Annotated in this window: 14 protein-coding genes and 2 pseudogenes; 5 read left to right on the forward strand and 11 right to left on the reverse strand. The window is 59.2% G+C overall.

All coding sequences use genetic code 11. The annotated features are described in order from the left end of the window. Positions 1-679: 679 nt before the first annotated feature. The 5 genes from LB529_RS27595 to LB529_RS27615 all read right to left on the reverse strand — a co-directional run bounded on the left by LB529_RS27595 (position 680) and on the right by LB529_RS27615 (position 4,808). Entirely contained in the window at positions 680-997 is a 318-nt protein-coding gene (locus LB529_RS27595) for a hypothetical protein (protein ID WP_224712850.1), read from the reverse strand. A 215-nt stretch (positions 998-1,212) separates the two neighbouring features. After that, entirely contained in the window at positions 1,213-2,277 is a 1,065-nt protein-coding gene (locus tag LB529_RS27600) for a dicarboxylate transporter/tellurite-resistance protein TehA (protein ID WP_224712851.1), read from the reverse strand. A 98-nt stretch (positions 2,278-2,375) separates the two neighbouring features. Next, the gene (locus LB529_RS27605; RefSeq protein ID WP_224712852.1) at positions 2,376-3,086 is read right to left on the reverse strand and encodes a sensor histidine kinase; all 711 of its coding nucleotides are present in this window, start codon (positions 3,084-3,086) and stop codon (positions 2,376-2,378) included. A 133-nt stretch (positions 3,087-3,219) separates the two neighbouring features. After that, on the reverse strand, positions 3,220-3,801 hold the full coding sequence (locus tag LB529_RS27610; RefSeq protein ID WP_224712853.1) for a HupE/UreJ family protein: 582 nt from the start codon (positions 3,799-3,801) through the stop codon (positions 3,220-3,222). 80 nt (positions 3,802-3,881) lie between these two features. Continuing rightward, on the reverse strand, positions 3,882-4,808 hold the full coding sequence (locus tag LB529_RS27615) for a DUF4331 family protein (protein ID WP_411962589.1): 927 nt from the start codon (positions 4,806-4,808) through the stop codon (positions 3,882-3,884). A gap of 345 nt (positions 4,809-5,153) precedes the next feature. On the opposite strand from LB529_RS27615, the gene LB529_RS27620 reads away from it, so the two are divergent. Continuing rightward, complete coding sequence (locus tag LB529_RS27620) at positions 5,154-6,914, forward strand: MOSC and FAD-binding oxidoreductase domain-containing protein (RefSeq protein WP_224582093.1); 1,761 nt, start codon at positions 5,154-5,156, stop codon at positions 6,912-6,914. Between the two features lie 66 nt (positions 6,915-6,980). On the opposite strand, the pseudogene LB529_RS27625 reads toward LB529_RS27620, so the two are convergent. Next, positions 6,981-7,623 (reverse strand): annotated as a pseudogene (locus tag LB529_RS27625) (VOC family protein). A gap of 642 nt (positions 7,624-8,265) precedes the next feature. On the opposite strand from LB529_RS27625, the gene LB529_RS27630 reads away from it, so the two are divergent. Further along, on the forward strand, positions 8,266-8,562 hold the full coding sequence (locus tag LB529_RS27630; RefSeq protein ID WP_224582094.1) for a hypothetical protein: 297 nt from the start codon (positions 8,266-8,268) through the stop codon (positions 8,560-8,562). A 228-nt stretch (positions 8,563-8,790) separates the two neighbouring features. Here LB529_RS27630 and LB529_RS27635 read toward each other — a convergent pair whose 3' ends face one another. From LB529_RS27635 to LB529_RS27650, 4 genes are all read right to left on the reverse strand, one after another. Continuing rightward, a complete protein-coding gene (locus LB529_RS27635; RefSeq protein ID WP_224582278.1) occupies positions 8,791-9,408 on the reverse strand; it encodes a response regulator transcription factor in 618 nt (205 codons plus the stop codon). A 92-nt stretch (positions 9,409-9,500) separates the two neighbouring features. After that, positions 9,501-9,875 (reverse strand): response regulator, encoded by a 375-nt coding sequence (locus LB529_RS27640; RefSeq protein WP_224582095.1) that lies wholly within the window; start codon positions 9,873-9,875, stop codon positions 9,501-9,503. Beyond that, positions 9,872-12,931 (reverse strand): PAS domain-containing protein, encoded by a 3,060-nt coding sequence (locus LB529_RS27645; RefSeq protein ID WP_224712854.1) that lies wholly within the window; start codon positions 12,929-12,931, stop codon positions 9,872-9,874. Before LB529_RS27645 ends, LB529_RS27640 begins: the two co-directional genes overlap by 4 nt. 1 nt (position 12,932) lies before the next feature. Next, entirely contained in the window at positions 12,933-13,589 is a 657-nt protein-coding gene (locus tag LB529_RS27650; protein ID WP_224712855.1) for an MEDS domain-containing protein, read from the reverse strand. A gap of 246 nt (positions 13,590-13,835) precedes the next feature. Here LB529_RS27650 and LB529_RS27655 point away from each other — a divergent pair, with 246 nt between their 5' ends. Beyond that, complete coding sequence (locus LB529_RS27655) at positions 13,836-14,429, forward strand: redoxin domain-containing protein (RefSeq protein ID WP_224712873.1); 594 nt, start codon at positions 13,836-13,838, stop codon at positions 14,427-14,429. Positions 14,430-14,590: 161 nt separating this feature from the next. Here the strand turns inward: LB529_RS27655 and LB529_RS27660 are convergent. Then, positions 14,591-14,860, reverse strand: a pseudogene (locus LB529_RS27660) (hypothetical protein); the annotation flags it as partial. 725 nt (positions 14,861-15,585) lie between these two features. Here LB529_RS27660 and LB529_RS27665 point away from each other — a divergent pair. After that, the gene (locus LB529_RS27665; RefSeq protein ID WP_224582098.1) at positions 15,586-18,381 is read left to right on the forward strand and encodes a PAS domain-containing protein; all 2,796 of its coding nucleotides are present in this window, start codon (positions 15,586-15,588) and stop codon (positions 18,379-18,381) included. Next, positions 18,378-18,752 carry a response regulator gene (locus LB529_RS27670; protein ID WP_140502853.1) on the forward strand — a complete coding sequence of 125 codons (375 nt, stop codon included), beginning with the start codon at positions 18,378-18,380 and terminating at the stop codon, positions 18,750-18,752. The genes LB529_RS27665 and LB529_RS27670 overlap by 4 nt, the downstream gene beginning before the upstream one ends. Positions 18,753-19,091 lie beyond the last annotated feature (339 nt).

Raw genomic sequence — 19,091 nt, forward strand, 5'->3', positions numbered from 1 at the left:
GCTGCGACGGTCGCTACCGCGATCAGCATTCCTCTAAGCATTTCGGCCGTACAGGGGGAGCAATGGTAGCGGGAGAGCGCTACCGCCTTTCCCCCCACTCGGAAACCCCGCGATATTTCCTACGGTGTTGGGCGTGATGACTGTATCGGTGTTGCAAGGGCGAGGGCAAATCTGACTCGAAGCCGACGCCCGTCTGCATGACGCGAACGGCCGCTTCGCGCCTGATGTCGGCCATTGGAGCCAGCTTGCCCCCGCCCGTAAGCAGACATCGCTGCTCAAAAAGTTAGGCATGGGAGCCGCGGGAGGCGAGAAAAAGCGGCAGCCGGCGTTCTGTACGGGCCACGTCTCGCCAATGACGCTCTTGACGTTGGCTCCTCCAATATCAGAACCAGGCCGCCGATACTTGACATCGATTTCCCATCGAAGCGCCCGGGCCGCAGATCAGTCGCAGGACCGATAGGCTGCTCGTCACAAGCTTTGACCCAACAACTCGGCAGCATGCTTGCTCTCCTCGTCGTGCAGTTCTGGCCTTGCGCCTCCCTGGCTAACCAAATACGACCCTGGCTCACTTTGACCCACTTCGATGATATAGCCGTCCGGATTGCGAATGTAGCACCGCGTCTCGCCGTACTTCTCCATCGGCTCGGTAATGAATTCAGCACCTCGGGCTTGCCATAGTTCATGGCAGCCGTGGATCGGCAACGCGAATGTTCAGAAAGCTGCTGACTAAATTGGGATCGCCGGGAACATCCAGCATGACGGACGGTTTGTCGGGGGTAGGCCCACCCCCGACGTTTACGATCAGCCAAGTATTCGCGATCTGAATGTAGCCGGGCGCACCACTGCTATCTCCCAGGCTCAGAATGCGGCCTCCGAAGACCTTCTCGTAAAACCGCGCCGAACGACCGATGTCGGCCACTGTCAAAAAATGCGCGACGGTAAAGCCCTTTTGCGGGGGCATTGCATAGATTTGATCCGCTACGATCGCTTGGGTCATCCGGGACTCCCATTGAGACAAAGTTCAAATCTTTGCGACCTTCCTTGGCTGCCGATCCTGCGCGGGCGTCTCCTTTGCAAATCGGCAGTTGTGAGCAGCCCGTGGCAAGGGAACGTCGCAGTGCCGACCGAAGCACCTGCCAAGTCGCGGCCCTTCAGACCCACGAAGCACGGCTATACGTGGCCGCTATTGCAGGGCGGAATTTGCACACGGGATCATTTCTCCTCCTGGGCGACAGGCAGTAGAGAACCGGAGATAGCCGAAATGATCGTTCTGACGGTTAGCCACAGGATAAGCAGGTTGACGCCGACAAAAACCGGCAGAGCAAGGACCGTCGCAACATTCGTGTCGCCTCGAACAGCCAGCTTTTCAATTGACGTTGCCAATGCTGTGGCCCCGAAGCTGACACTCCAAAGTCCGGCGGAGAAGCGTCGTAGGATCCGTGAGAGAATGGCGCCAACGACAATTGCTTGCAGAAGCGCGTAACCCACGAGGGAGTGGACGAACACGTCTCCAGCGGTACCCGACAAATCAGCGTAGGCCAGTGAGCACACCGCCGGCGGCGCCAGTTGGACACCCATCGTCGATCGGATCTGGCTGGCTAGCGGCTCACCAAAATAGAGCCGGCCAAACAATAGCGATTCGGTCGCCAGCCATGAGAAGAGTCCCGCCCCTAACGCCAGCTCGGCCCAGTCAAACCAGCCAAATGTCGACAAGCCAATACTCAGGACAAAAGAGGCCGCGGCAACCGGCAAATATAGGGCAGGGGTCGCGTCGGACATCGAAATCGTCCCCCGCCAGATCATTTGGGTCCGCCAGATGCCGTAGCTTGCTGCGAGCACACCTCCCGTAGAAAGCAGCACGACTGCCCCAATCTTGCTGTAGGGCAACATGCTCACTGCAGTGAGCATCATGCCGACGCCCGCCAGACCAGGGAAGCAATTCTGAACGGGATTGGCGAGCTCTGCTCGCAACGCCATTGGAGCCAGCGACAACTTCAGAATGTAGAGCGTCAGAAGGACTGCCCACAGACACGCCGCAAGCAACACCAATGCCATAACAATCCCCTCCGGAGCCGCCCAGAGCTGATGCGCTAACTGCCACGAACCAGCGAAGGAACTTGTCCCCAGGCCGATCGCAAAGAACGAAGCGGGAAACCGCGCTATCAGAGATTTTTCGATGGGCGGAGGGATCATCCCCTCGTGCGCGGATGCCACCGCTTCGTCCAACGCCAACCCACTCAGTGGTGTGATGCCTTCAGATATGGACGGCTTTTCCATTGTTGCTCCTCACGGTTTCCGGCTCGTGGTGATAGGGGATTGTCACAGCACACCCGGTGCCCGGCCGCAGTCGCGATTGGACCGCTCGCAGTGCTTCGTCAGCTTGTTACGGGCAATCGCAATGTCACGGTTGTGCCCATCCCGAGTACGCTCTCGATATGGACGCTTCCTTCGGACTCTTCGGCGAAACGTTTCACCATCGGCAGGCCGACACCGCCAAAGCCACCGCCCTTTGTCGTGAAGAAGGGATCAAATGCCCGGACCACTGTCTCGCCGGTCATTCCAATTCCGCTGTCCCGAATGCGAATGGCGACCTGACGAAGGCTTTCCGGGGCAAAGGCGTCGATTGAGATCAAACCGCCGTCAGGCATTGCGTCACGAGCGTTGAACACAAGGTTCAGGACCGCGTTCTGCAAGCCTGCCCGATCGCACCTTACCAAAGGGAGGTTGGAATCTACCCGAAACTCAAAACGAACATTTTCATATCGAGCACTTCGGACAAGAGATTCAATCTCGACCAGGCACACGCTTATGTTCGCATGCTCGACATTGCCCTGAATCTCCCGGGCCGTCTTGATCGTCTGCCTGACAAGCCCGCCCGCTCGATCCAACGCGGTTCTGGCACCGGCAATTACAATATCAATTCCCGGAACCGCTGAGATGCTGGGCTCGCGAGCCAGATGGTTCAACGCAGAGGAAGCCACCTGGATGAGATTGCCCAGGTCATGGACCACCCCCGCCGTGGATAACTGCGAACGCACGCGACCCCCAGGAACGACGCCTGGGCTGAGAGACACGTCATCATCCATCTCTGGTCCTGACATTCCATTCCTCCGTTTGCCCGGTCGACAGTTCTTGCGTCAGTCCCAGCCACACAGCGCCACTTGTGCTGCAATCCAGCAATGAATCTGACGCCAGAAACGGCTCTTGCTTGGCCCCGCTTCAAAGAACTCCTGCGTACAGGCCCGCCCCGATCGCGACGCAGAGCGCGCCGCTCGCGCGACTGAGGGGAACTGACGCAGAGCGCTGCAAGGCGAGCGCCAATCCGATTCCGATTGCTTGCAAGACCGCGGTGGCAGACGCAAATCCCGCAACGAATTCAAGCCCATTCACGGTCTCAGGCAACTCAGTTCCATGGGCGTGACCATGCAGCAGCGCAAAAAGAGCAATGATGGCAGCTCCGATCCATACCGGCGGATTTACCGCCGACGCCACCATGAGCCCCAGGATGATCACCGAAGCCAGGATGCCAGGCTCCACCAACGGCACAGTGATGTGCGCCAGGCCAAGAGCGCCGCCAATCAGCATCACCACAAGGAAGGTCAACGGCCACACCCAGAGCGCACGGTTTCCCTTGGCGGCGGCCCACATCCCGACGGCCACCATGGCTGTGATGTGATCGAGGCCCGTGAGGGGATGACCCAACCCTGCGTTAAAGGAAACGACGGAATCAACGCCGGGGTGGGCAAAGGTTGGCGTTGCCAAGGCGAGGGTTACAGTTATCAAAATCAGGATCAATCGCATGTCTGTCTCCTCAGTGAAGCACACGGGCGTCGTTCGGCCGGGTAGTGGATCGAACAACACCCAGGGAACATCTCCAACCCTCAAAGGTGCGGGTTGTGCGGCGACCCCAGATACGGGAACTCGGCAAGCAGGTCGCGGTGCGGCCCCACTCCATCCCCCGGAACCCTGCCGTTCGTGAAAATGGCCATAAAGACATCCGCGGCATCGTCAGTCAGGCTTCTGCCGTTTTCCGGGAATGACGCAGGTCGTGACGGGTCGTAAACGAGAATGTCGGGAAGCAGCGTTCTTGCCACGCGCTCTGCTTCAGCAGGCCCGTATCCTCCCGAGTGCTCAAGGGTGTGCGCGAACGTCTTGATGAACTGGTTGTCGTCTGCCGGCTCGGCGGAGAGATAGTCCTCTCTCTGCTCGCCGGGGAGGAACACTGCCTGCTGGGGTCGAGCACCACGTTCAACCTGTATCCAACGGTCGCCCTGTCTGTCCAAAATGCGAGCCCATAGACCGATGGGCTTTGAGCCCAGCGTGGAATTGGCTACTTCCAGCACGATGCTGCAGATATCCTTGTCGGCAAAGAAATCAGCACCCGTGAATTGCAAATCAGCGACTGCGCCGAGAGTATCGAAGAAAAATGGCTCGCTTCGCCAACCCGCGAAGAAACGGTAATCGCCTGCTTCCGTTACCTGGGCGTCGCTTCCTCTCGAGACTGGTGCGGCCGTGACGACGACCTCCCCGCCGTCGTCGGCCCCAGCTGCTAAGGCGCCTTCCACACGACTCACAGAGGCGATCTGCCTTCCTTCCGATAAGGACACAAAATTCACTCGATACGCGACATCGGCGACTGCATCGCCGTTTGTGTCGATCTTCAGCTCGTACACCGCGTCGGGGGCGAATGGCTCTGCGGTTGTGGAATGTGGATCAATCACCGTCGAGGATGGATGCACATTCATGATGAGGATCGACTTGCTCGCGTCTCCCGGTTTGGGGAAGGCATAAATGTCAGTGAGGTCCAAACGTGCGTCTCCACGAGGAAAGCCAAACTCAGGGCCTGAATAGTGATGAGACATTATCATGTTCTCCGAATTGTGAACCAAAGCGGAAGCCGAAAGCTACATTTATCCCTGACACGAGAGTACCATCTGTAAAATCGCGACCACGAAAACACCTGTCCGCCACTTCAGCAGAACAAACTGTGGCAGTGCCACGAGGCAGAATATATTGCACGATGGTATCTCCAATACTTTGGTCTCGGTCGCATCGGCGGGCCCGCGATGGTACTTTTGGTGGTAACCCTGAAGGCATTCTGGTGAAATGTTGGCGAGCGGTGCAGCCCGCGACGCTGACGGAGAAGAGGGAACATGGCTCGCTTGCTATCGGTCAATGTGGGATTGCCGCGCGGCATTCCATGGCAAGGCAAGATCGTCGACACCGCCGTTTGGAAAGCGCCAGTCGAGGGCCTCTGCCAGGTGCGTCGGCTCAACATCGATGGCGACCGGCAAGGAGATATCGCGGGGCACGGTGGGGAACAACGCGCCGTGCTGGTTTATCAAATCGACTCTTATCGGTTCTGGCAAAGCGAGCTAGGTCGCAACGACTTCGTTTACGGGCAATTTGGCGAGAATTTCACGGTCGATGGCTTGCCGGATCGTGAGGTTTGCATTGGCGATCGCTACCGCATCGGCGGCGCGCTGTTGGAAGTGACGCAGCCGCGCGTCACCTGTTACCGTGTTGGCATCCGGATGAATGAGCCGCGTATGGCCGCGCTGCTGGTCGCGCGCGGCAGGCCTGGCTTTTACCTGCGCGTACTGGAAGAAGGCCAGGTTCAGGCGGGAGATGAAATCACTCGGGTGGAAATCGGCCCAGAGGCGATGACGGTCTCCGAGGTGGACGCGCTGCTTTACACGCCCAGCCATCCGCGGAGCCAGCTTGAGCGCGCACTGCGCATTCCCGCGCTGAGTCCTGGTTGGCAAGGATCCTTCCGAGCACTTCTCGGACAAGGGGAGAAGGGAACCACGACGGGAAATGCCGGTCTGGACCCTGTCTCCGGACGGCCACCAGCATGGCCGGGGTTCCGGCCGCTGAAGGTGGCTCGCAAGGTCCATGAAAGCGGGACTGTGGTTTCATTGATCCTCGAGCCTACGGATGACTCTCATCTGTACGCCGCCATCCCCGGCCAATTCGTCGTGCTGCGCCTCGCGGTTTCGGCCGACGGGCCGGCTGTTATGCGCAGTTACTCTTTGTCGAGTGCGCCCGGGGATCCGTGCTATCGGGTAAGCGTAAAGCGGGAACCGCATGGCGAGGCAAGCACGTTTATAGACGAGAGCGTCCAGGTTGGAGATTTCCTGGACGTGAGCGCGCCACGGGGCAATTTCATTCTCGGGGACGAGGATCGCCCGATAGTGCTGCTGAGCGCCGGAGTGGGCGTTACGCCCATGATGTCGATGCTTCACGCATTGGCAGCCCGAGCGTCGACGCAAGAAGTTTGGTGGTTCCATGGGGCCCATTGCGGTCGCGAGCATCCTTTCGCCGAAGAGGCCCGAAACCTGCTTGAGGCCTTGACGCGCAGCCATTCCCACATACGCTACAGTTCGCCCGATCGCGAGGACAGGTTAGGTGTCGATTTCGACGCTATCGGACGCTTGGATGTGCGCGCACTCCAAGATCTGGGTGTGCCGCCAGATGCCGACTTCTACATCTGCGGACCATCGGTGTTCATGAGTGGCATGACTGCCGGTCTTGCCACATGCGCCGTCGCCCCTGCAAGAATCCATACCGAAGTGTTTGGCCCAGGTCCTTCGACGACGCCCGGGATAGCCAGCGATCCATCGCGATCGCCGCATCCGCTGGTTGAAGCTCCCAACGCGGGCCCCCGTGTTTCTTTTGCCCGGAGTGGCTTGAGCGTCCGCTGGGGATCACGGTTTCAGAGCTTACTTGAACTTGCCGAAGCCTGCGACGTGCCCACGCGATGGTCATGCCGAACTGGCGTCTGCCATACTTGCGAGACGGGACTCGTCACTGGGACCGTCACCTATAGCCCCGAGCCAATCGACGCGCCGGCGACGGCCAATGCGCTGATTTGCTGCTCGCAGCCCGATGGGGACGTCGTTCTCGACCTTTGATCTGCCCCGGGGAATTTCGACACCGGAGCTGTCGCTCGCAGGATTGGAAATCTCCGCGCGTGGCCACTACGTCGGCAGCGGGCCACCGGTCTGTTCCGCCACCATGAACTGCGCGTAGCAGTCGGGCCAGTTGTCGTCACGCTGGCCGCCAGTCCGCCTTTCATGCTCGACATGTGCCGAAGCCGCCCGCCGCAACGCAGCGGCAAGCTCCAAAAACTCGAGAATGTCGTGTCCTGCGCGTCCTCGCCACCAGGCAATCGGTGCGTGATCTCCTGCAACAGCCACCATTGCCATCGGGATCAGCGAATGTGGCAAAAGACGAATAGCTGCGCCCCTCTGGATCCCGGCCGCCGACAGGTGGCTGGCCTGGGCCGGCCCGATGATACACCTCGCTAGCGTCGACCCCACGCGCCACGAGTTCAGCGCGTGCCGCTTCGATGTCGGGGACGACAAGGTAAATTACCTTCGCGGACCCAGGCTCGGCCGAAGTCAGGCCCTTGCCGAAGTGCACGCAGCACGCTGAGCCCGGAGGGGTGAATTGAACAACGCGGAACGCATTGCCGACGACAAAGTCCGCATCGAGCCTCCAGCCCAGACGGCTATAGAAACTCGTGGAGCGATCGACGTCGGAGACACCGATGACGATGGCCTCCAGCTTCATCTCGATGGTGGCCCTTTTCGCAATTTCAGTCGCAGTTGCAACGCTCATTGCATCATTACTCACGTCAATCTCCTCGGGTTGGGCCTTCGGACACTTTGGACGTGCGAAAACGAAGACCGGTCAACTGCATCAATCGAGCCATGGCGTCGCCGAATGCCATCCTCCGGCCGTCATACCCGCCTAGCCCGGCGGACTGAGCCAACGCCGGTTCGACACGCTGGTCGCGCTCCCATGCTTGCGCCGTGCCTGGAAGCGCACCGACGATTCCCACACGTGCAGTCGCGGCAACCAGCTGCCGCTCCTAGGGAGTCAGCAATCTCGTTCCTGCCACCTCAGGCTCTATCGTTAGGCTCGCTTGAGACACCATCCGATCCCAATGGAGATAAATCCATTGCACGTTGGTATAGGCAACCGCCGGCGACGCCGATTACAGTCGAATCTCGGCAGCTCCTGGCGAAGAGGCGCCTTGGACATTAGGGACTCCAAAAGGCCGGTACCCGCACCAATCTGGGCATTTGTCCGGCATCCCATTCCAAAGTATCGGCGATACCATCGAACAATGGTGAACGCGCAGAAACGTTGATACTTCACACCCCATCTGGACTTGCTCCAGTGAATCCATGGTTGGGTAAACATTGTAGTTACCGACATTGCTCGGTAACGCATATTAACAAAGGGAAGGAGTTTATCATGAATATCAGAGGTATGTGCTTGGGAGCGGCGTTTTCTCTTTCGGCGTCCAGCGGGATTGCTGCTGCGGGGGCTCTTGACGTCATTGACCCAATCAACCAGCTGCAGCCCGTTCATACCGGTTCGATCAGGGAAACGGGACACACAAGTCCCGTCATGAGATCGCGGTTCAGGGCGGCGCTGGCCACTCTCCCGAACACGAAGCGCGAGGCGATGATGAGGGAATGCCAGGACGCTGGAATGACGAAGCCCTATGCGGAGTTCTGCGCCGACTTGAATGCGCTTGCCGGCTCGTGATCTTCCAAGCCGGGGCGCGATCCCTGTCCGAGCCGAACGATGGCGGGCCGAGTGCCCGCCATTTGTTTGCGTGGAGAGTTCCATCCAGTGACATTAGGAATGGGACTGTTTACCTCTGCGCCAGCTGGGTAAACGGGGCAACTGATCCGCGTGGCATTTGAACACTTCCCCATGCGGCAATCCTCCCATGTTGCCCATGTGAAGCGTGATCTGGCGCAGACAGTTTGGCTATTGAGCACCGCTGAGCCGCGCAGCCATGTTCACCAGGTCCGCGAGCGAGCGAGCTCTCATCTTACGCATGGCCTGACCGCGGTGTGCTTTCACGGTTATTTCGCTGATGCCCAACTCAAACCCGACCTGCTTGTTCAACAGACCGGAGACGACCAGTGCCATAACCTCCTGTTCGCGACGGCTGAGCGACGCGTGCCGATCCCTGAGCTCGTGCAATTCCGAACCAAGAGCGAGTGAGGTCTTGCTCCATTCCAGCGCTGACCCAACCGCCGCGAGGAGCTCTTCGTCACTAAATGGCTTTGTTAGAAATTCCACCGCACCGGCCTTCATTGCCTTAACGCTCATTGGCACGTCGGCATAGCCTGTGACAAAGATGATCGGCATGTCGGTGCGACCGACAGACAAAAGCTTTTGCAAGTCAAGCCCGCTGAGATTGGGGAGATTGATGTCAAGAATCAAACAGTTTGGAACCAGCGCGGGGGGGCAGTTGAGAAATTGCTCCGCCGAGGCGAACGTCTCCGGCCGCCAGCCTGCGGAGCCGATCAGTGACTCAAGGGATTCACGTACCGAGATGTCGTCGTCAACGACGAACACGACAGGCGTTCCTTGTGACATGGATGCCGACCTTGCCCCAACGCCCAGTTCAGTCGCCAAATTCGGATGCATCGCAGAGTATCCTTCTCGCACATCGTTAACAACCACCGCGTTCAAGGTGCACGTAGTGCCGAGCTAAGCGCCACCTGAAGGGCTCGGTCACTGAAAGGCTTGAACAGACACTCAACCGCACCCTGCTCCATCAGACGCGGCCGGACCGTGCTATCCTTCCACGCTGTTATGTACACAATCGGGATTAGCTGTCCGCGACGCGCCAGCTCAAGTTGCAGTTCAGGCCCCGTCATTTCGGGCATCGCTAGGTCAAGAATCAGGCACCTGGTCTCATCAACGCTATCCGATATGAGAAACTCATTTGCTGAAGAGAACGTCTTCACGCTGAAACCGAATTCCTTGAGCAAGTCTGGCAAAGATTCGCGCACGGACCGGTCATCGTCGACAACAGAAATTACTACATGCGCAGTCTTCATCTAACCCCCACTGACTTTTTGTCATTATGGGCCACATCCATACCTTGCATCAGCAGGGCCTCGGAAAACTCGGGCACGGAAAAAGAAAACGTAACCCCTGGCCCATCATTTGCGGCTGCCCACAGGCGCCCAGAGTGACTGTCGATAATGGATCGACTGATGGACAATCCTATTCCCATGCCGTCACTCTTGGTGGTGTAGAAAGCTTCGAAGAGACGGTGGGAGCCGTCTGGACCGAATCCAGTGCCCGTGTCCTGTACCGACAGCCGCACATGACCGTTCACCTCCGGCTCGGTCCTGATCATGACCTGCCTGGGACGATCTTCGATCTCGCTCATGGCGTCGGCGGCGTTGCGCAACAAGTTCATGATCACCTGCTGGAGCTGGACTCGATCCCCCGCGACATGCGGTAGCGCTTCGGCCAGTTGGGATTGCAGAACCACGCGACTGTCACGAATGTCTCCTGACGACAGTGCCAGCACCTCGCGCACGGCCTCATTCAGATCCACAGCCTCTATTATCGGAGCCCTCTTGCTAAAAAGCGCGCGCAGCCGAGCGATTACATCCGCCGCCAGGTTGCCGTCGCGTATCGTACGACGCGCCGTCTCGAGCGCGCCGTCGATATTCGGCGGATTGGCGGCCAGCATGCGCAGGCACGTGCTAGCGTTAGTGACAATGCCGGATAGCGGCTGATTGACTTCGTGCGCGATTGAGGCCGTCAAGGTTCCAAGGCTTGAAACCTTCGATACGTATGCAAGTTCAGTCCGGGCCTTCCCAAGCGCCTCCTCTGCGCGTCTGTACTCTGTCACGTCTTGAACCGCGGCGAGGCACTCCAGCCGATCGTCCTGGCGACGCACGACGCGGCCGAAGGTGCGCAGGAATTTAACGCTGTGGTCCGGCATTCGTATTCGGATCTCATAGCCCAGATTACCCTCACCGGCGCGAACCCGTGCCATTTGCGTTGATAGGGATGGAATGTCGTCCGGATGGATTCGGTTGAGAATTTGGTTCATCGTCACTGGATGCGCAGGGTCAAACTCGAAAATGCGATAGAGCTCCTCGGAAAACGCGATTTCATCCGTATCCACACGCCATGAAAACGCTCCGGTCGAACTCAGACGCTGAGCTTCGGAAAGCAATGTTTCGGTCCGCCTGAGTGCGGCCTCGGTCAGCGAGCGCTCGATGGCGATGCTGGCTATCTGCGTGGCATGCGCAATAAGATCTTGCTGGTGTGGTGATGGCGACGAGGGCTTTCGCTGAATGATGCAGAAGGTGGCCAGCACTCGCCCTTCCTTGGAACAGACCGGGGTGCTCCAGACCGACCTATATCCGTGTCGCAGCACATGGGACCTGACTGGCGAGTTATACCAGCGAGGATCCCGCTCAATGTCCTCGGTGACGACCTGTACTTTCTCAACGGCCGCTATGCCGCATGGCAGCAAATCACCGCTCAGAGGCGTACCCGCGATCGGATCGCTGTAGGCTGAAGGCAGGGAAGGAGCCACGGCGTAGGCAATTGTCAGGCTATCCTGATCGAACATGTGAACATCACAGAAGCAGTCAGGGGCAGCCTCTTCGACGAATGTGCACAAGGCGCTTAGAACATCACGCAGTGAACTGCCCGACGCGATCATCTCGAGCAGTCGCTTTTCACCCGCCAGAAAGGCTTCTGCCTGTTTGCGACCATCAATATCGTGGCTCACACCATACCAGCGCATCACTTTGCCGGCGTCGTCCCGGATCGGTATGCGACGCGCCATGTGCCAGCGATACGTACCGTCGGCCGCCTGCACTCGGTACTCTAGCTCGAACGGTTCTCCGGTCGCGATACATTCGAGCCATTTGTTCTCTTCAGCTTCGACGTCCTCTGGATGGATTCTATTTCTCCAACCACCATTTGCGATGTCTTCGGAAGAAAGCCCGGTGAAATCGCGTCCTCGCTTGTTGCTGGAAATTTGTGAGCCATCGGCGCGGAAAGCTCCAACCAGCGCCGGGATACCGTCGATCATCCTTTGAAGCTCGCGCTCAGCATCGATGACCTTCTCCTCAGCGCGCTTGCGTTCGTCGATGTCGGTATTGGCACCGTACCACTTGATAATGTTGCCGTATTCGTCTCTCGACGGGTTGGCGCGGATCAGAAACCAGCGATAGGTTCCGTCAGATCGACGCACTCGTGCTTCGGCTTCGCCTGGTACACCCGCGATCATCAACGCCTGCCATTTGGCGGTCAGTTCATCCAGGTCATCGGGATGCATTATGGCGGTCCAGCCCCAGCCCTGTGACTGCTCGGCAGACAGACCGGCGTAGTCAAGGTAATGCTGGCTGAAAAACTCGACATAGCCATCGGGGCGGGTCAACCAAGCGAAGGCCGGAATGGTGTCGACGATCAGCTGGAGATCGTGCCGGCTCGTCGCAAGAGCTTCCTTGCTTTCTCGCAGGGCTTCTTCTGTCCGCCGGCGTTCTTCAATTTCCAGCATCAGAGTTCTATTCGCGGCGACGAGTTCGCTCGTTCGCTCTGTAACCCGCTGGTCGAGCTCTTTGGCGAGGCGGTTCTGATCTCTTGCCTGCCGTGCCCCCTGGAGCGCAATGCTCGCCTGGTTGGCAGCAACACTCAAAAGCAGTTGATCGGACTGGCTGGGAAAATCGGCCTTGGCTGAACCCACAACCAGGACTCCAGCTTCCCCCTCAAGCCCCAGTCGCGCCACCGCCAGAAAAACACCACCCACTCCGACATCCATTCTGGCGCTGGACGGCCAATTCGATTCCGTCTCTCCAAGCAGATGATCGAGGGCTTTGCCTATCTCGCTCATCCCCAATGCACAGGCCTGGCCGACCCGAACGATTTCATTCGGGCATGCGCCATCTGTGTCGAACAGGCGTGCATAAACGAAATCAACGGGCAACATGGCGCTTAGCACGTCAAGCAATGTGCTTGCGATGTGAACAGGATCCTCGCCTACCCAGATCGCTGGGAGAGCTAGCAGGCTTACCAAGTCGTTCATCGAGCGCTTGAGCCGTTGATTTTCCTCCCAGGAGGTCTCCACCGGCGGCTCCATGCTAAAGGTCCATTTCTGGCTGAAGCAGCTGTCGGGCTCTGCGTTGGCGCAGTTCCTGAAGGAAATTTTCCGGCGGTACAAAGAATGGATTGTGCTGCAGTATGCCGCCTATGACGATCATGGGATGCGTCCGCATGATATCGACGACCGCGTCGCCGCCGAACTTCGCAAGATCGTACACACAGATGACCGCGTCCTCGTGACGCGACCATACCTCGTTCACCCGCGCTTCGAACTCCACCAGATCGTCAATGTGCGATCTGACCTCACAAGCCCAGTCCATATGGCAGACAATGCGGCTAAGTGGAAAATCGCCTCTGACGTTGCCGCTCGCCAGCTGTTCGAAGATCTCCAACATTCGATCCTGATCGAAACGACCGTCCCGAAGGTAGGCTTCGGTATTGGTGCGAAATTCAAGCTGGCCGCTTTGTTCCGCCGCCGTTGTATCAACGCCCGCCGCTGCCAGGCGATGCAAATGCTTGCAGCGCTCGCCCGGATTGACGACGTGGATGACTTTGTCACCGCGCTCGAAGCCATCCTTCATGAAGGGAAGCAACACCCGAGACGCCTCGTCGTCGCCGTTAAAGAATGCGCAGGCGTGCCGCATTTCGCCAAGTTCGGATCCCGCGAAGGGAATGGCTGGCGTCTTCTTATGCATGTTTGCCTCACGGGACGCAGCTCCGCCCCGTCCCACCATGCACGCGGCCAATACCAAGGTCCATTATGCGTTGGTGTCGGTTTGATGAGGGACATCGGGTTGCGACGGTGTCTCCAGCCGTAGCGGTCGGAACCCGCACCGGGGTACTCATTGTTCCATGGTGTCGCCGATACCTTGGAATAATGGATTTTGATTGTTCTTCCGCTCTTGTTGGCCCTGGGTCTCATGTTAGTGAAGGTTTTCGAAATGCGCTCAGACATTGTTCCAGGGTCCAATTTCCCGGATTACGAGTTGCCGGATCACACGGCCGTACGGCGAAAGCTTTCCGATCTGCAGGGAGAAGACCCAATGGTGGTGGTTCTCGGCAGAGGCGGGTTTTGTCCTCGGGACCGTCGGCAGACCGAAGGGCTCGTACGGCTCTATGGTGAAATGGAAGTCGGATATTGCAGGCTCGTGACCATCACGACGGACAATCTTCTGGAAACGAACGAGCATCGATTGGGGGCTGGCGCCCATTGGCCTTTTCTTTCCGACCCGCGGCGCATCATCCAAAAGGACCTTGATATCGCGGAGTACACGGACCCCCTGCACAATCCTATGATTCCTCACGTGGTCGTCTTGGAGCCTGGCCTGGTCGTCTACAAGATCTACAATGGCTACTGGTTCTTCGGTCGACCCACATTGGAAGAGCTCCGCCAGGACATGCGCGCGGTGACTATGAAATCTCGGATGGATTGGGATATTTCGAAACCCGAACTCAGGTCGGCGTGGCAAATGGGCCAAAGGGAGCTTTTCTATCCCTACCAGAAGCCAAGTTCGAAGATTGCGGCAGAGCATTGAATTGCGTTGAAGGCGAGGCAGCACGCTTTGGCATGCGCTCGGTCGGCCGACGGTCCTCCGGCCTTCGCCGGGCAGCGGCTGGTACATGCGGGACGAATCCGCCACCCTATGGAGGTCGCGCCCACCCGCCTCGCGGTAGGAGATCGGAAATCCAACTACCGCTATGATGCGGTAGCTGATTGGCGGGCCCGGATCACGTTGCGCTCACGTCGGTGATGGCCCCGAGCAAAGGCCTCCGGCGCTTCCTGAGGCAGGTTGTGACCGATGCCGCCACTGATCAGCCGGTGCTCATATTTGCCCGAGAACATCCGCGCGTAGGCGCTGGCTTCCGGGTGCGGCGCACCGTTGGCGTGCCTTCGAGCGTGATTGTCGACGCGGCGATCACAGGCGCCTGCGAGCCGCTGTTCCAGCGCGTCGCATCGCGTTTCGCCGTTCGAAATGACCTGTTGCCAATTGGGTGCAGGCCCGATTGCCGCTCTCTGCGATCTCAGGGCTGCGTCGGGGTCGGCATTTGCCGAATGCGAAGGTCTGACCCATAGCTGACTTTCGCCTGGACCAGAGCAGGAACTTTTGCGCCGCTCTCCAGTCGCCAATCTTGGCTCACATTCGTGAAAGCGGCCGTTTAGCTGTGTCGGTGGATGATTACGTTCAGAATATTGTGGCCGCTGGCCGCAGAGGGCTCGCCATAAACGCATGTCTTAATTTCCAACATCATTTTTGGCAAAGCCGATATAGGCATACGGCCCATTCCAGCGCGAAGTGTCGCGTCCAATTGGCAGGCAACGGTCACGCCCGCTGGTTTCGAGTGCCATTACACAGAGCTGTGCGCTCGCCACGGGGAGGCCAGTTCAGGCGGGTAGACATGGAACAGAATGACCCTTCCGCGGTTTGCCGGCAGCGTTACAGTGATGGTCGCCGTCCGGTCGCTCTCGCACGTCGGCGAATAGTCGCTTTACGGAGCTGGTCAAGCGCTCTGACGATTTCATCCTGTTCCTCGGGATCGAACACCCGTAGCACATCAACCATTCAGTCTCACTGGACGGCCCAAGGGAATGGCCGTAGCGTGTTGAAATCCCGGAAACTTCGGCAAACCGATACCAAGGTATAATGCGCGCGAAAGATCGAGTGGCGCATTCTGGGATCGAGGAGATTTTCGATGCTGACAGCAGACGGGCCGACCGACCCGCGCATTGCCGAGGAGATCGAACGACGCGTCGCAGAGCGGACGGCCGAGCTCTCCGCCATCAGTGAGGATTTGCGGCGCCAGCTTTCCGTTCGGCACCGTGACAACGAAAATCCGCACCTCCGGGAAATCTTGCTGAAATCCTTCATCGACGGCATTGGGGCACCGGTCACGCTATGCGCGCCAACCGGCGAAATGGTGGCGGTCAACCGGTTCGGCCAGGAATACCACCGCAAATCCGTCGAAGAGATCATGGACTGGACCTCGGGCGAAATGATATTCGCCGCTGATTTGCCGCGTGTGAAAGCGGCATGGCAGCGATCGATCGAGACCGGCGAGCCCTATGATGTCGAGGTCCGTGCCCGCCGGGCCCACGGACCCTATCGCTGGATGCGTCTCCATGGATTTCCGGTTCGCGATTCCGATGGCAGCATCCTGCGGTGGTGTGTGCTGCATCTGGATATTCATGACAGCAAGTCGGCCGAAGAAGCTCTCGCGGCCAGCGAGCGCAATCTCAAACTGACCATCAACACGATGCCGGCGATGGCCTGGACCGCCGATACGAGCGGGAATGTCGAGTTCTTCAACGACAATTTCCTGGATTATGTCGGCCTGCCGCTCGACCGCATGCTCGACGACAGCTGGAAGCAGGCCGTACACCCCGACGATGTCGATGATCTGCTTGAGACTTGGAAAGTCGTCATGGCCGCCGGCCGGACCGGCGAGACCGAGGCGCGACTGCGGCGCTTCGACGGCACCTATCGCTGGTTCCTGATGCGGGTCAGCCCCCTGCGCGATGAATCCGGAAAGGTCGTGCGGTGGTACGGCATCAACACCGACGTCGATGCTTGGCGGCAGACCGAACGGCAGCGGCAGCAGGCGGAGGATTCGCTGCGCGCCAGCGAATTGATGCTGCGATCGATGCTGGACAGCATCGCTGCGCCGATCGGCTTCTTCAATTCCGACGGCGAACTGGAGGCGGTCAATCATCTGGTCGGCGATTATTTCGGCAAGAGCTTCGAGGAGGTCTCCCAGTGGGAGAACATCGTGCATCCGGATGATCTGGTCGCCTCGCAGGCCGCCTGGCAGCGGGCGATTGAGGCCGGCGCGGCCTATGAGCACGAGGCCCGCATCCGCCGCGCGGACGGCGAGTATCGTTGGAATGACCATCGCGGCTATCCGATGCGGGACGCCGAAGGCCGCATCGTGCGCTGGTGCGTACTGCAGATCGACATTCACGACCGGAAGCAGGCCGAGGCCCGTCTGGCCGCAAGCGAACGGAATCTCGATCAGATCATCAGCGGGATTCCCGGTTTGGCATGGACCGCTCTTCCCGATGGCCATGCAGACTTCTTGAATCAGCATTATCTCGACTATGTCGGACTTTCACTTGAACAGGCGCGGGGCGTCGGCTGGATGCTGGCCCTTCACCCGGACGATCGGGAGCATTTGATCGCCGATTGGCGCGCCATGATGTCGGAGCGTCGTGGCGGAGAGTCCGAGGCGCGAATCCGCCGATGTGATGGGGAATATCGGTGCTTCCTGTTTCGCGCCAGCCCGGTGCTGGATGATGCAGGCAACGTCGTACGCTGGTTCGGTGTTAATACAGACATCGAAGACCTGAAGCGCGCCGAAGCGGCCATGCGGGCGAGCGAGCTCAATCTGCGACAATTGACAGAAACCATTCCCCAGATGCTCTGGAGTGCTACGGCGGATGGCTCGATAGACTACTGCAACAAGCGGCTGCTGGAGTTCACCGGCTTCACCCCCGAAGAAGCGATGGGTACCGGCTGGGCGAAGATGCTGCACCCGGACGACGTCGAGCCAACGGTGAGGGCTTGGCTGCACTGCATCGCAACCGGTGATCCCTATCGGGTCGAGGTGCGGACGCTGCGGGCGTCGGATCAGACCTATCGATGGCTGTTGACCAGTGCGCTGCCGCTGCGCGACGCAGACGGCCGCATCCTCAAATGGCATGGTGCCTGCGCGGACATGCACGACTGGAAACAGGCCCAAGACGAGCTTCGTGATGCCCAGGCCGAGCTCGCGCATATGACGCGGGTAATGACCATGGGCCATCTCACCGCTTCGATCGCCCATGAACTCAATCAGCCGTTGGCCGGCATCATCACCAATGCCAGCACGTGCTTGCGCATGCTGGCAGCCGATCCACCCAACGTGACAGGTGCGCGAGAGACCGCACGACGAACCATACGAGACGGCAACCGGGCTGCGGATGTGATCGCCAGGCTGCGGTCGCTCTTCAGCAAGAAGGACCCGGTCATCGAAGCGGTGGATGTGAACACGGCCACGCAAGAGGTTATAGCGCTGACGTTGACTGAGTTGAAGAAGGCCAACGTGAGCTTGCGCGTGCAACTGGCCGAGGCGCTCCCATCTGTGGAGGGAGACCGCGTCCAGCTTCAGCAGGTGATCATGAACCTGATTTTGAATGCCATGCAGGCCATGGACGGTATCGCCGACCGGTCCAAGGAGCTGGTCGTGGCGACGGAGCGCGACGGTTGCGACGCCGTGCGCGTCGTCGTCCAGGATGCAGGCGTGGGTTTCGAGGCAGCAATCGCCGAGAAGCTCTTCCATCCGTTCTATACGACCAAGAGGCACGGCATGGGGATCGGTCTCTCAGTCAGCCGGTCGATTGTCGAGAACCACCAGGGCCGGCTCTGGGCCGAGCGGAATGACGGTCCCGGCGCTACGTTTATTGTCTCAATCCCGTCCGGGGACGCTGGCGACGGTGCGGAGGTGAACGCATGACGCAACGCCGGAGGTTCATCGCTGTGATCGATGACGACGAGTCGGTACGCGAGTCGGTTCCGGACCTGCTGCGCGAGTTCGGCTACGAGGCGGGCGGATTTTCGTCGGCTGAAGAGTTTCTAGCATCCGATAAGCTCAGGCAGGCTGAGTGTCTGGTGCTCGATATCGCGATGCCGGGAATGTCCGGGCTTGATCTCCAGCGCGAACTGAGCCGGCGGCAGCTGCAGATTCCGATCGTTTTCATCACAGCGCATGGCGATGGGGCGGTACGGCTCCGACTTCATGAGCGCGGCGCTGTCGATTGTCTGCTGAAACCGTTCAGCGATACCGCCCTGATGGAGGCGCTGCAGGGCGTGCTTCGATCGAAGTGATTCGCCTGTCTTGTGTCTGCAAGGAAAGGGAGGCTTAAAATGCATGGGCGCGTGGAGGTCAACGTGCCGGGTGCAACGGCGGTGGACGGCCATGCCGGATGCTACTTCGACAGTCAATATGGTGGATGATGACATCTCCGTCCGCGAAGCACTGGAGGGGCTAAGCGGGTTGGCGGCCGACGGCCTTCAACCCTCATGTCGGCGGTTTCACCGCTTGGCTGATAATTTTTTAGGTTATCGGGCCCGTCTGAATATCTGCCTGGCCGGGTCGGCTGAGAATCGCGAATTCATCGGTCCACAGATCAAGGTCATAGCGCTCGACGGCCGGATCGCTGCCGC

The organism is Mesorhizobium sp. CA5 (assembly GCF_020165105.1).
GTDB lineage: Bacteria > Pseudomonadota > Alphaproteobacteria > Rhizobiales > Rhizobiaceae > Mesorhizobium.

Bases quoted from the DNA above. Each gene is read 5' to 3' on its own strand.
- LB529_RS27605 (WP_224712852.1), bottom strand. From the start codon at position 3,086: ATGGATGATGACGTGTCTCTCAGCCCAGGCGTCGTTCCTGGGGGTCGC.
- LB529_RS27620 (WP_224582093.1), top strand. From the start codon at position 5,154: ATGGCTCGCTTGCTATCGGTCAATGTGGGATTGCCGCGCGGCATTCCA.
- LB529_RS27610 (WP_224712853.1), bottom strand. From the start codon at position 3,801: ATGCGATTGATCCTGATTTTGATAACTGTAACCCTCGCCTTGGCAACG.
- LB529_RS27655 (WP_224712873.1), top strand. From the start codon at position 13,836: ATGCGCTCAGACATTGTTCCAGGGTCCAATTTCCCGGATTACGAGTTG.
- LB529_RS27640 (WP_224582095.1), bottom strand. From the start codon at position 9,875: ATGAAGACTGCGCATGTAGTAATTTCTGTTGTCGACGATGACCGGTCC.
- LB529_RS27645 (WP_224712854.1), bottom strand. From the start codon at position 12,931: ATGGAGCCGCCGGTGGAGACCTCCTGGGAGGAAAATCAACGGCTCAAG.
- LB529_RS27595 (WP_224712850.1), bottom strand. From the start codon at position 997: ATGACCCAAGCGATCGTAGCGGATCAAATCTATGCAATGCCCCCGCAA.
- LB529_RS27650 (WP_224712855.1), bottom strand. From the start codon at position 13,589: ATGCATAAGAAGACGCCAGCCATTCCCTTCGCGGGATCCGAACTTGGC.
- LB529_RS27630 (WP_224582094.1), top strand. From the start codon at position 8,266: ATGAATATCAGAGGTATGTGCTTGGGAGCGGCGTTTTCTCTTTCGGCG.
- LB529_RS27665 (WP_224582098.1), top strand. From the start codon at position 15,586: ATGCTGACAGCAGACGGGCCGACCGACCCGCGCATTGCCGAGGAGATC.
- LB529_RS27670 (WP_140502853.1), top strand. From the start codon at position 18,378: ATGACGCAACGCCGGAGGTTCATCGCTGTGATCGATGACGACGAGTCG.
- LB529_RS27600 (WP_224712851.1), bottom strand. From the start codon at position 2,277: ATGGAAAAGCCGTCCATATCTGAAGGCATCACACCACTGAGTGGGTTG.
- LB529_RS27635 (WP_224582278.1), bottom strand. From the start codon at position 9,408: ATGTCACAAGGAACGCCTGTCGTGTTCGTCGTTGACGACGACATCTCG.